The organism is Microcoleus sp. D3_18_C2, from assembly GCF_036702395.1.
GTDB lineage: Bacteria > Cyanobacteriota > Cyanobacteriia > Cyanobacteriales > Microcoleaceae > Microcoleus.
In genome coordinates this window covers 1-11,496 of sequence record NZ_JAUBTG010000096.1, presented here as the reverse complement: position 1 = coordinate 11,496, position 11,496 = coordinate 1, and the positions used below count along the sequence as shown (strand labels likewise).

At 45.0% G+C, this 11,496-nt stretch carries 13 protein-coding genes; 7 read left to right on the top strand and 6 right to left on the bottom strand.

The features are described from left to right. Nucleotides 1-152: 152 nt before the first annotated feature. Entirely contained in the window at nt 153-527 is a 375-nt protein-coding gene (locus QUA88_RS28390) for a pirin-like C-terminal cupin domain-containing protein (protein ID WP_333234240.1), read from the top strand. A gap of 201 nt (nt 528-728) precedes the next feature. On the opposite strand, the gene QUA88_RS28385 is transcribed toward QUA88_RS28390, so the two are convergent. Further along, entirely contained in the window at nt 729-1,304 is a 576-nt protein-coding gene (locus QUA88_RS28385) for a TIGR04376 family protein (RefSeq protein WP_333054634.1), read from the bottom strand. Nucleotides 1,305-1,659: 355 nt separating this feature from the next. Continuing rightward, on the bottom strand, nt 1,660-2,901 hold the full coding sequence (locus QUA88_RS28380; RefSeq protein WP_333054632.1) for a hypothetical protein: 1,242 nt from the start codon (nt 2,899-2,901) through the stop codon (nt 1,660-1,662). Between the two features lie 255 nt (nt 2,902-3,156). On the opposite strand from QUA88_RS28380, the gene QUA88_RS28375 reads away from it, so the two are divergent. Next, nucleotides 3,157-3,297: a hypothetical protein gene (locus tag QUA88_RS28375; protein ID WP_333211745.1), complete on the top strand. Its 141-nt coding sequence runs from the start codon at nt 3,157-3,159 to the stop codon at nt 3,295-3,297. A gap of 53 nt (nt 3,298-3,350) precedes the next feature. On the opposite strand, the gene QUA88_RS28370 is transcribed toward QUA88_RS28375, so the two are convergent. The 4 genes from QUA88_RS28370 to QUA88_RS28355 all read right to left on the bottom strand — a co-directional run bounded on the left by QUA88_RS28370 (nt 3,351) and on the right by QUA88_RS28355 (nt 8,458). Continuing rightward, a complete protein-coding gene (locus QUA88_RS28370; protein ID WP_333054631.1) occupies nt 3,351-3,923 on the bottom strand; it encodes a hypothetical protein in 573 nt (190 codons plus the stop codon). Nucleotides 3,924-4,149: 226 nt separating this feature from the next. Next, nucleotides 4,150-5,028 (bottom strand): AAA family ATPase, encoded by an 879-nt coding sequence (locus QUA88_RS28365; protein ID WP_333234238.1) that lies wholly within the window; start codon nt 5,026-5,028, stop codon nt 4,150-4,152. A gap of 178 nt (nt 5,029-5,206) precedes the next feature. Continuing rightward, nucleotides 5,207-7,129, bottom strand: a complete 1,923-nt coding sequence (locus QUA88_RS28360; RefSeq protein ID WP_333275061.1) for an ATP-binding cassette domain-containing protein — start codon at nt 7,127-7,129, stop codon at nt 5,207-5,209. Between the two features lie 117 nt (nt 7,130-7,246). Then, nucleotides 7,247-8,458: a transporter substrate-binding domain-containing protein gene (locus tag QUA88_RS28355; protein WP_333261064.1), complete on the bottom strand. Its 1,212-nt coding sequence runs from the start codon at nt 8,456-8,458 to the stop codon at nt 7,247-7,249. Between the two features lie 590 nt (nt 8,459-9,048). Between QUA88_RS28355 and QUA88_RS28350 the strand changes: the two genes are divergently transcribed. The 5 genes from QUA88_RS28350 (at nt 9,049) to QUA88_RS28330 (ending at nt 11,364) form a co-directional block, all read left to right on the top strand. Continuing rightward, nucleotides 9,049-9,180: a hypothetical protein gene (locus tag QUA88_RS28350; protein WP_333261067.1), complete on the top strand. Its 132-nt coding sequence runs from the start codon at nt 9,049-9,051 to the stop codon at nt 9,178-9,180. 52 nt (nt 9,181-9,232) lie between these two features. Then, nucleotides 9,233-9,673, top strand: a complete 441-nt coding sequence (locus QUA88_RS28345; RefSeq protein WP_333261069.1) for a nucleotidyltransferase family protein — start codon at nt 9,233-9,235, stop codon at nt 9,671-9,673. Then, complete coding sequence (locus QUA88_RS28340; RefSeq protein WP_333261072.1) at nt 9,607-9,990, top strand: hypothetical protein; 384 nt, start codon at nt 9,607-9,609, stop codon at nt 9,988-9,990. The genes QUA88_RS28345 and QUA88_RS28340 overlap by 67 nt, the downstream gene beginning before the upstream one ends. Then, nucleotides 9,980-10,327, top strand: coding sequence for a DUF5615 family PIN-like protein (locus QUA88_RS28335; protein ID WP_333261075.1), 348 nt, complete (start codon nt 9,980-9,982; stop codon nt 10,325-10,327). Before QUA88_RS28340 ends, QUA88_RS28335 begins: the two co-directional genes overlap by 11 nt. A gap of 665 nt (nt 10,328-10,992) precedes the next feature. Then, the gene (locus QUA88_RS28330) at nt 10,993-11,364 is read left to right on the top strand and encodes a DUF4342 domain-containing protein (protein ID WP_333054619.1); all 372 of its coding nucleotides are present in this window, start codon (nt 10,993-10,995) and stop codon (nt 11,362-11,364) included. Nucleotides 11,365-11,496 lie beyond the last annotated feature (132 nt).

Sequence of the window (11,496 nt, the reverse complement as noted above, 5' to 3'; positions counted from 1 at the left end):
CCAACAGCGCAGGAAGTGAGTTCTGAATTGCGACTAAAGATGGCTTTAGTCAAGTTTGGGTAAGTTTTACGAAGCAGGACGCAGGAGTTTCGTTCACCCTGATTGCGGGTGAGGCATACGATCGCACTTCCCCAGTTCAAATATTTTCACCCATGATTTATCTGGACGTGCAACTGACTGCTGGAAGAGAATTTACCTTACCGGGCCATTACAGCGAACAGGCGGTTTACAGCGTAACAGAGGGGCTTGCGATCGATGGAGAGCCTCTGGAACAACATCGGTTAGCGGTTCTAAATTCAGGCACTGAAGTAAACATTTCTGCTTCAGCCAAGGCTCGTTGTATTGTGATTGGCGGTGAACCTGTTGGTGAGCGCCATAAGTGGTGGAATTTTGTTTCGAGTCGGCACTCGCGCATTGAGCAAGCTAAACTCGATTGGAGAGAGGGACGCTTTGCTCAGGTTCCTCAAGAGACAGAGTTTATTCCGCTGCCCGAAGAGCCACCTTCTCAAGCAGAGCAACCGTTGTGAATAACCGCAGAGATTTAACTTTAAAAACTGTTTTTTGATGCATAATTTGTCTTTTTTACTCTAATCTTCACGAATATTATTTCAAAATCGGCGTTGCTTAATCAGGGTATGAAAAAAATCAGTGGGAAATCGGGAAGCTTTGTGGGTACTGGTTTATATGACTTGCATATTGAGCTTTTCATACCGTAAATCAGCAACGCCCTATCTGCCTATATTGCGCTTCATTCGATCGAGTTCTTCGTCTGCTTCCCAGCGTTGAAACTTTTCTTCTAAAGGATCTGCCGCATTAAAACTGTTATAATTTGAACTCTGATTCCAACCCTTTGTATCCCAATTTGGCTCTGTTTTAGTGGTAGGGCGAGTTGCGGCTTCTGCCGCTTTGGCTCGGACTTCTTTTCGCCGTACTTGAATTTGGCGGTACAGTTCTTTTGCTTTTTCAATCCGTTCTTTGCAGCCTTGCATTTGACCCCAGCGCTGATTTCCCTGACGCAGCAAAGCGGCTTGTCGCTCTTGGGCGGCTTGAGCTAAATCGAGCCTTTGAGCAGCTTTAGCTTTGTTGATGCGATCGTTCCAGCGCTGAATTTCTTGGGCGGCGGAGAGAATTTCGGCTTGCAGTTTTTTCTCTTGTTTTTGGATATCGAGAATCAGTCGCAGAGTGTCTTCTTCTTGTTCCTTCAGTTGTTCTTCTATTGCCTGCAATTCGAGATGGGGATTGCTACGCAAAAATTCTTCTAATCGGGTTTCTAGAAAGCGGCTGAAATCATCAAATAAGCCCATTTTTTATAATTCCTCAGTCAATCGATTTTAGGTTTTAGATTTTAGATTTTAGATTTTAGCATTGACTTGCGCGAGATAAATTCGGGGGCAAGTTTATCGGATACAGGTTTTTTATTTCTCCACACATGAATCCGGGGGGTTGTATCCTGGATGCTTTCGGTCATTAGTCATTGGTCATTAGTTATTAGTCATTGGTTCTTAGTCACTGGCGATCGATCATCGGTCATTAGTTGTCGGTTATTATAACTAACTGTTTTCAACGGTGAGGTACAGCCTCGTAATTGCCAATCACCAATTACCATTACCTAACTCATAACTAATGACTGATGACTAATGACTCATAACTGATGACTGATTAGAACTTTTGGCCGACAAAAACCGATCGCACATCTCCTCCCTTGCGAATCACTGCTTCTTGATTTTTGATTTCTGCCAGCGTCCAACCGCTAGCGCCGATGCTTTCGCCGACATAAATTCTGCGGGCTACGCCGTCTACTTCAAACAAAGCAGCCGATCGATCGCCCAACTCCAAAATCCCTACCAGCGTGTGGGCGGAAGTGGAGGCGCTGCTAACGGCCGGTGCCGATTGCTCGGGCGCGGGCGCAGATTGCTGGGCTGCTGCGGGCGCTGGTGCCGGTTCGGTTTCGCGAGCCAAAATCTTTGGCTGGGGAGACTCCGAGGGGGAAGGGGAAGCGGCGAGGGGATCTCGATTTCCCGCAGCGGCGATCGCACGACCGGAGGCTGGAGCAGCCGGTGAGGGGGAAACTGCCGCGGTTTGAGGAGCAGCAGGAGCAGCAGGAGCCGCCGGAGCCGCAGCCACCTGAGCAGGCGGAGCCACAGTCACCTGAGCGGGGGGAGGGATCACTACGATTTGGGGTGCTGGTGCTCCCGGCTGTGCGCCGGCTTGTTCTAGGGCATCAGCGATGCGGTTGACTGCTGTCGAAAGACCTGCGGTTGCCGGCGGCGCGCCGGAAATTTGAATGCTCGGCAGCGTCCCTGGGGTGGGGGCTGCGGGAACTCCTGCAAGTTGGGGGTTAGCCTGGGGTGCTTTTTTTTGTTCGATCGCTTCTAGGGAGCGCTGCACGTATTCCACAAACGGGGTGTCTGGTGCTGTTTTGCCACTTGCTGCGGGTGTCTCTGGTGCGGGGGCGGCGGGCAAGCGCACGAGTCCCGACCTGCTCGCGAGCCATAACCCCATGACTAGCAGCAGCGACCCAAATGCTGCTCCCAGCAGCATTCTGTCGAATGATTGTTTGGACTGCTGTTTTTTGGTTGTTTCTAGGGCGACTTGGCGGGCGATCGCTTCTACGTCTTTTTCGCCCCGCTGCGACTGGGGGGGTGCCAACTGCGACAAAACTATTTGAGGTACCGAGATCGACTTGAGGGCCACGAATTCTGGCTGCACTGGTTCCGATGGCAGTCCGCCGCTGCCGTCGAATGCTCGATCGACTCCTTCAAACAGTTCGTCCATCAACCGATCGGCGTAGGACTCTACTGCCACTGCTTCGGCTGGCACTGTTTCCACCGTCGCCCTCACGGCGATCGGCTCTGACGCTGATTCCAAAGACATCTGTTCGGCGATTACTTTTTGAGGCATAGTTTTCTGTTTGCTCCCGCTCCTCGACAACCCTGAGATTCTCAACTTCAGACTTCTACAGGATACTTGTGATGTTGACCAATTCTTGGCTCAGAACAGGTCAATTGTATCTCACCCATCACCATATTTTTAGTCCTCGACCAACTTACTTTGCCCGATCGACTTTTGTTTTACCTGTTTTGTGCCTTTTCGCCCCTGTTTTCTGCTGCCAGTCTTACTTGCTTACCCTGACTTTTACTGCATATTCTACTGCTTTTGTCAACCCCACCCTCCGGGGCTTCGCAGTTTGTGACATACAGCTTTACTTGGGGCGATCGCAAAAAAAGCGGGTTTTTTGCCGCTGTTTGCGATGGCTTTGCAGCTTTGACAACGATTTCAGACTTTTATCCGTCTTAAGTTTTTGGTCAGTTTGCTTGACAGTAATGACAGGTTGCAGATTTTCTCATAACTCATGGCTGCAACAGTGGTAACAACCGCTGTAATTCCCCACAAGCTGCCTGAAGCGATAGCGGCGCATTTTCTGGTAAGCTCTGAGAATAACATCGATCGGCTAAATCCTCAACAGGGCGTTTGCAAATAGCCTCATTCTTCTCAAATTTTGCATAAGCATCCTCTTCATTCACAGTTTCTCCCTGCAAATAATCTCCCTGCAAATAGTGTATCCAAGTCTCAATATTGCGCTTGGGAACAAAAATCGCGATCGCCTCATTCGGTTCCCTATTTTCCTGCTTATGTTCATCAAGCACACTAGCTAACCAATTAAGTCTTGCTGCCAGCGTACCCGTATCTGCATCAATTAACACAACTAATCCAATCGCCACCCGGTTTCTATTCTGGCGATAAGCTTTCACTTCCGCCAGATACTGAGTGCGTACATACTGTTCTCCAGCTTGGCTACCTTTCGGACAAATATTAGCCCGAAATCTACCTGTAAAACCTCTCCTTTTTAGGAAATAACGCGCAAAAACAAACTGCTGTAGATCCTCGCAGAGAATGACAATCTGAACTCTACGCTGACTCATTCAACCATCCCCGTGCAATCAGTTCAGAAACTGGCAATCCCGAATTGTCAGCTACTTCATTGCTAATTCGTTTGACTCGAACAGCAGCATTGCTTTGACGCTCAAACCAATAGCCAATCCGTGAAGCTAAAAGATAGTTAATTAACTCAGGATGGTGAGAAATTAGTAATGCTTGAACTTTTTCATCGCTACAAAGGTCATAAAGCTCAATCAGCCAGGGTTGAATTTATGGTAATGCTAAAAAGTTTTCCGGTTCATCAATCCACAAGGTATAATCTTCCGATTTTGTACCGTAAATCAGCGCGTATAAAGCCACTAATGTTTTTTGTCCGTCCGACAATTCTCTGAGACGATATTCAATTGGCTTGCTGTTATCTTTTTCTCCTGAAAACCGCAGTTTTAATACCAAATTATCTTCGCTTACTCGCTCAAACTTAAAATTGTTGAATCCATCCAAAACATCTCTTAAAATATTTCCAATCTCAGCAATTTTACCTTGATCTTCAGATAAGTAGCGATACCAAGAAACAAAATTTTCCATCCGAGGACTCAAACGCATTTGTTCTTGGCTACTTTCATCAACCATCAAGCTGGGAACAACTTGCACGATGATAAATCGCGCCATCCGTTCTCTAAACCAAGTTAACTTCGTGTTGTCGTTTCTTGGCATTAATGAAGGCAGAATAGATTGCGACCAGTCAAACTGGTATTTCGGGCCCGGTGAATAATCATCTCGATAGAGTTGAACTTCGCCGAATTCAAATTGTAGTAAAGGCTGGTTATCAAAGAGCAGACTCTCGTACCTAACACGACATTTATCTCCATACTCATCGATTTGTAATTGATATTTGTAGCAGCCGCCATTACCGAGAATTTCTAGCTCGAAACGCTGAATTTGTAAAGTTTGCCAGCGGGTGAAGTCCGCAGGTTTGAAAATTCCTTCAACCTTACTGTCGCCGCTGACCAATGCTTGGATTTTCTGCAACACCTCAAAAACTGTTGATTTACCCGAGCCGTTAGAACCCAGAAATAGATTAATGGCATCAAAGTCAAGTTCAAAGTTTACCAAACAGCGAAAATTGTCAATATATATTCGTTTCAGCATGGGATTATTTCACTCATAATTACTCTATAGCAATCCTAAATCATTTGTGAATTTCTTACTCCCTCCCCTTACCAAGGGGAGGGTTGGGGTGGGGTAAAAAATTTACGACTCCTGCAAGGATTGCTATAGCTCCTGTCATTATTAACAGGAGCTAAACACAACATTCGGACAACCCAAATTAACCCACCCGTTCCGCCAACTCCAACCAGCGCTCAGTCGCCCGATCGATCTCCTGCGTCAACTGAGCCAAACGATCCGATAACTTCTTCATCTCGGCAAACTCGCTCGGAGCATTGTGAGACAAAATCTTCTCAATGTCTTCTTTTTCAGCTTCCATTTTCGGGATTTGACTTTCTAATTGTTCGTATTCCCGCTTCTCATTGAAGGAGACTTTGGGAGCTTTTTGAGGGGAATTTGTGGGTTTTGAATTGTTAGATTCAACAGTACGCGTAACTTTTTCTTTTTCTTTTTGCCCTTTTATTTCCTTGGCTTCTTCGGCTTTCTTGTAATCTAAATACACTGAATAATTGCCGGGATACAAGCGCAAATTGCCGCCAGGTTCCAATGCGAAAACCATGTCGATCGTGCGATCGAGAAAATAGCGATCGTGGGACACCACAATTACGCAGCCGTTAAAATCTTCGAGATAATCCTCCAAAACCGCCAAAGTCTGCACGTCCAGGTCGTTTGTCGGTTCGTCTAAAATCAGCACGTTGGGCGCACTCATCAGCACTTTCAACAGAAATAATCGGCGCTTTTCCCCGCCCGAAAGTTTGTTAATCGGTGCATACTGTTGGTTCGGTGGAAACAGAAACTTTTCCAACATTTGAGAAGCGGTAATGATTTCCCCGTCCGCCGTTTGCACCAACTCGGCCACACTTTTCAAGTATTCAATAACTCGCTGGTCTTCGTTCGGCGTCAAATCCTCTGAATGCTGGTCAAAATAACCGATATGAATGGTTGTGCCAATTTCGACAGTACCCGAATCCGGCTGAATGCGTCCGGTGATGATATCCATCAGCGTCGATTTTCCCGCACCGTTGCAGCCAATAATTCCTATCCGGTCTTCGGGTGTGAAATTGTAGGTAAAATCTTTAATTAAAGTGCGATCGCCGTAAGCTTTACAGATATTCAGTAACTCAATAACCTTCTTACCAATCCGGCGGCCCGCTGTGGCAATTTCGACTTTGCCGTTGGCTGTTTTGAACTCCTGGGCTCGCATATCTTTAATGCGATCGATCCGAGCTTTTTGCTTGGTACTGCGCGCCTTCGGCCCGCGTTTGAGCCATTCCAATTCGCGCCGCAATACACCCGCGTGTTTGCGAACACTGCTGGCGGCGGATTCTTCAGCTAAGGCTTTTTTCTCCAAGTAATAAGCGTAATTGCCAGCATAATTGTAAAGGTCGCCGCGATCGATCTCTAGGATGCGATTGGTAACGCGATCGAGAAAATAGCGATCGTGCGTAATCAGCAGCAAAGCACCGCGATAGCCGTTCAAATAGTTCTGCAACCACTCAACTGACAGCGCATCCAAGTGGTTTGTCGGTTCATCCATCAGCAACACATCGGGCTCGGACAACAAGGCTGTTGCTAAGGCAATTCGCTTGCGGTAGCCGCCGGACAAATCGGCAATTTTCGCATCAAAATCCTCAATCCCCAACTTGGTCAAAATCAATTTCGCCTTGGTTTCCAAATCCCACGCATCCACCTCATCAATGCGTTCAGACACCGCAGACAGACGCGCCATCAACTTGTCTGTATCGCCTTTGCCGTGGGACAATTGATCGGAAATTTCCTCGTATTCGCGCACTAAAGCCATTTGTTCGCCACTGTCGGCAAATACTTGCTCTAAGACAGTGTGATTTTCGTCTAAATCCGGCTGTTGGGGGAGATAGACAATTGTAGACCCTGGATTGACCCAGCGATCGCCAGAGTCGATCGACTCCAAGCCTGCAATCATTTTCAGCAGGGTTGATTTCCCGGAACCGTTTGTGCCGATGAGTCCGACTTTATCGCCTTCATCCAGGCTGAAACTGGCATCTGTCAAGAGTTCCTTGATGCCGAAGTCTTTTTTGATCGATCGCAGAGTAAAAATAGTCATGAGTATACAAAGTCATTTACCTGACTTAGTTTAACGCAAGTTCGATCGAGTCCGGTTGCACTTGTATGTAGCAATTCTATTTCATTAGTCTTTACTCACAGTCTAACGCACTTAGAGTTAAAGCTTTTTGTATTGCAGCCAAATCGCAATTATGATTATAAATCCTAATACACACAATACCGCAAATAAAATCCACAAAAAAAGTTTTAGATGTTCCCTTTGTCCGCGCCTTGTACGATTTAGTAGTATAATAAACGTACTCAATAGTGTAATAAATACACCCAATATTTCAGTAAATATACTCGACAAAAACTCCTGCAACCATCGTAGTATATCTGGAGTAGTTTGAGTAGGTGGAGTAATTGAAGTAGGTGGAGCAGGTGGAGTAGGATTTTCAATCTGCTTTAATTTTTGTTTAGCTTGAGATATTGTATCTCGCTTCAATGTCCGATTTATCGAGTCAATTAGTTCATCGGAGAATGTCGATCTTTCCTTAGCCTCGACTGCCATAACATATTCTTCTATTGAGTCTGTTAAGTAACCGTCTTTTTTGAAAAGAGTGAATCCTTTTCGTCTGTATGGGCTTTTAGAGAGAGTTTCCCGATCGAGGATAGTCTGCAAAATAAGCGCGTCGCTAGCAAATGCCTCTATTTTTTCAGCATCAAGAGCATCTAAAGCTTCATCCCTCGTGTCATATTTATCAATATTATCCACAATACCTCGCAACAAAAGTGATGTTGTGGTTTCTTCAACAACACCAACTTTAATACTTCTCAGCTTCCGAGACTGTAAATCTAAATCAGAAGCCAATTTCTGTGGTAATAGAAGCTTCACCCCTGTTTCATAGAAAGGGTCTGAAAAATCAATGCCTTTAGCAGTTTCCAGATTGTTAGATGATTTTGAATTTGGACCACATTCAATATTAATTTTTTCTTGAAAATTATCTGTCTTCAAACCATGATATCTTGGGTATTTGTGGCCGAGACCGTCATTCTTAATCTCATAATATTCAACTTCAATTTGTTTACCATTATTAGCTAACTCCTGCTTTAGCTCCTCGCCAAAAGTACCACAGAAACCACCCGCTTGATTTATACTTACAGTATTGCCGATTTCGTAAGCAGAAGTCCTGACTCCTATTTTTAGGGGATTAGGTAACTGAGTTGGCGAAGTTTGCGAAACAGCAGGAACATAACTCAAAACACAAGCAAGACACGCTAAAGCCAAAATTATCCCAAGTCGAAAATGTTTTCCAACCGCAAGTACAGAACTCCTAACAAAAGAAACTCCACCTCTAAAGTGGATTAAGAGCTGCATTATTATGGTCATAAAATTGTGTACTCCAAAAAAGTAAGTGTTTCTGAGATGACGATCTACTTGATTAGGTAGCGTCTCAGTCGTTGCAAGGCAATTTAGGTAGTAAAAAAAACACACGGATTAAAAGCTGTTGATACAGCACCTGCTGCCGGAGTGATATCTGACTACTTTTTCGTGCGTTCTCAGTAGTTATTGAACTACTATTACAATTATATCAACCGAGTTCTTACATTATTCCGTACAAAACTCTAAATTAGATTCTGACGCTCGCACGGAGCCGTTTAACTTCTAATTCACAACACAGTCGCCGCCGGAGCAACTCACAATGAACCGCAAAAACACAGTTTTATTAGTAACATGAGTTTCAAGAATCAGAGGCCCACATTGCGAAATTATTTAGAGTGCATCAAGCGCCAAACCATGCTTAAAAATACACTAACACAAGGTGCTAAAAAGCGGCTAGGCGGTAAACAAATCATATCCGGGTTGTTTCCCCTCGATAATTATGAGATTTAAATCGCGACTAAACAAACAAAGTTAGTCTTCCAAGACCAATAGATAAAAGGAGTATTCAAACCGGATTTGCAATTGCAAGAAGTTTTATGACAACTTTTGACCACCCAGCGGCCGCAGCATTGCTCACCATCGCGCTCTGCGATCGAGCCACGCGATCGTACTGTACAAAAGCACGATCGCTCAATTCGCTCTATAAGCTCTTGGTGTCAAACCTGTAAATTACCGAAACTATTTGCTGAAATGGCTCTAGAGAAAGATTGAGGAGGCTGAATGAAAAGCCCGATCGCCCTGCCAATTGAACAAATCACCAAATTCTGCCAACAGTGGCAAATCATCGAACTCTCCCTCTTTGGTTCTGTCCTTCACGACAACTTTCATGCAGACAGCGACATCGATATCCTAATTGCCTTTGCCCCCATAGCCAAAAGGGGTTTACTCGATCACGCCCAAATGCAGGAAGAACTCGAAGCACTGCTAAGTAGACGAGTCGATCTAATCAGTAAACGGGCGATCGAGCGCAGTTCCAACCCGATTCGCCGTCCTGAAATTCTCTCTACCGCTCAAACTATCGGTAGTCAAATAGTCGCGGTCGCGCTCCCCTTGTACTATAATTCAAATACCAACCTTTGTTGGAGTATTTTTTTATGTCCTTGCAAGAGCTTAAAGAAAAAGCCAGCCAACTATCAGTCAGCGATCGCCTTGCCCTGCTAGGTGCGATCGTTCAATCCCTGCAAAGTACACCAGAAATCGAGAATTGGCAATATTTAATTGCACGTCCTCATCCTTGGCGCAAACAACTTTACATTAAGGGACGTAAATTACTGGCATCGACTATTTGGCGAGACATGACTGCCAATCAGATGTCACCCGAACAAGCCGCCGAAAACTGGGATTTACCACTTTCTGCTATCTATGAGGTGATTGATTACTGTGAGAATAATCAAGAACTTTTAAAATTAGAAGCAGACGAGGAACGCTATCGATTGGAAGTAAAAGGAGTCCAAGTTGAGTCTACGAATGCTGCTTGACGAAGACTCTCAAGCAAAGTATTTAGTCAATCTTCTTCAGGCAGCCGGTCACGATGTAGCCACAGTCAATACATTGGATTTAATGAATCATCCAGATTCAGTCGTGCTAGACGCTGCCAGAGAAAATGATAGAGTGGTGCTTACACGTAATTGTGATGACTTTCAGCAATTGCATCAAGCGAACCCAGAACATTCAGGAATTTTGGCAGTATATCAAAATTCTGAAGCTTCTAAGAATATGAGTTATCAGGCGATAGTGAAGGCAATTGATAATTTAGAGACAGCCGAATATAAACTCAATAATCAGTTTGTGGTTCTGAATCAATGGAATTATTAACGATAAATTTATGTAAAGATGCAAAATAGAAGTCTCATTGTTACCTGCTATTATACAATCTTATGGAGATATAGTTGCTGCTAGACAGGCGATCGATCGCAGTTTCAACCCGATTCGCCGCCTTGGAAATTCTCTCTACGGCTCAAACTATCGTTAGTCAAATAACCGCGATCGCGCTTCCATAATCGATCGCTCTTTTTATTTCAACAACTGCTTCTCCCGTTTTACCCGTTGCGCGATCGGGTATTGATAAGAAGTCGTGCCGATCGACTGCTTAAACAGATCAGCGAAAAGTCCGTTAAGGTTATCTGTTTTCAGCCGAGATTAGGCAAGCAAAATCGTTAGCTTTCTGGGTAAGTGCAAGCGATCGCCGATCGGTGTTCAACTTAAGGATTCAACAGACAGCCGCCACCTTGACATGACTAGCAGTACGCACCTTACTGGTATGTAGAGACGGGTTGTTTAAACTAATATCTTCTCTACCTTTCGGAAGAGATAAACCCGCCCTGATATAACGCCACAAAAATAATCTTTTGAGTAAAAAGGCGGGGGTGGAAAGTACGAATGCAGATTGTAGGGTTTCCTTGCCTGTCATTCCCAAGTGCGATCGCCGAAGATAAGGGTATAGAAATTAAACGGCTGGTTTTCACCCGCCCTTACACAAAATGAACTCACAACTAGAACAACAAGTAACAATTCTACAAGACGAAACAGCAGCGGCCGGAAATTCAGCCAACCCAACAGTTGAAACTCATGTATTCACCTCAGAATTTGCAACCGAGGAAAAAGTCAGAGTGGAAGAATTTAAGATTAGCGGCGACAGCCTAATTGGCAAAGTCAAAGAACTAATTCAGCAAGGAAAACTCCGCCGCCTCGTCATCAAAAACTCGCAAGGGCGGACTTTGGCAGACATTCCGCTGATGGCGGGATTGGTAGGTGGCGTTGCAGGATCAGTAGTCTTTCCCATTGCTGCTGTACTTGCTACAGTGGGGGCAGTTGCGGCTCATTTGACTGTAGCAATCGAGCGCAAAGAATAGTCCTTAGTAATTAAAAATCTTCTCTTCAAGTCCGCGAAGGCGGACTTTGTTTGTTTAGGAATGACAATTAAATAACTTCCACTCTTGAAAGTGGGATGGGCGTCCCGCCCGTCCTTTTTGGACGGGCGGGAC

What these genes read in the sequence shown, in the direction of transcription:
- QUA88_RS28360 (WP_333275061.1), bottom strand. Translation starts at nt 7,129, where the DNA reads ATGACTATTTTTACTCTGCGATCGATCAAAAAAGACTTCGGCATCAAG.
- QUA88_RS28390 (WP_333234240.1), top strand. Translation starts at nt 153, where the DNA reads ATGATTTATCTGGACGTGCAACTGACTGCTGGAAGAGAATTTACCTTA.
- QUA88_RS28380 (WP_333054632.1), bottom strand. Translation starts at nt 2,901, where the DNA reads ATGCCTCAAAAAGTAATCGCCGAACAGATGTCTTTGGAATCAGCGTCA.
- QUA88_RS28330 (WP_333054619.1), top strand. Translation starts at nt 10,993, where the DNA reads ATGAACTCACAACTAGAACAACAAGTAACAATTCTACAAGACGAAACA.
- QUA88_RS28350 (WP_333261067.1), top strand. Translation starts at nt 9,049, where the DNA reads ATGACAACTTTTGACCACCCAGCGGCCGCAGCATTGCTCACCATCGCG.
- QUA88_RS28355 (WP_333261064.1), bottom strand. Translation starts at nt 8,458, where the DNA reads ATGACCATAATAATGCAGCTCTTAATCCACTTTAGAGGTGGAGTTTCT.
- QUA88_RS28345 (WP_333261069.1), top strand. Translation starts at nt 9,233, where the DNA reads ATGAAAAGCCCGATCGCCCTGCCAATTGAACAAATCACCAAATTCTGC.
- QUA88_RS28335 (WP_333261075.1), top strand. Translation starts at nt 9,980, where the DNA reads ATGCTGCTTGACGAAGACTCTCAAGCAAAGTATTTAGTCAATCTTCTT.
- QUA88_RS28370 (WP_333054631.1), bottom strand. Translation starts at nt 3,923, where the DNA reads ATGAGTCAGCGTAGAGTTCAGATTGTCATTCTCTGCGAGGATCTACAG.
- QUA88_RS28365 (WP_333234238.1), bottom strand. Translation starts at nt 5,028, where the DNA reads ATGCTGAAACGAATATATATTGACAATTTTCGCTGTTTGGTAAACTTT.
- QUA88_RS28340 (WP_333261072.1), top strand. Translation starts at nt 9,607, where the DNA reads ATGTCCTTGCAAGAGCTTAAAGAAAAAGCCAGCCAACTATCAGTCAGC.
- QUA88_RS28385 (WP_333054634.1), bottom strand. Translation starts at nt 1,304, where the DNA reads ATGGGCTTATTTGATGATTTCAGCCGCTTTCTAGAAACCCGATTAGAA.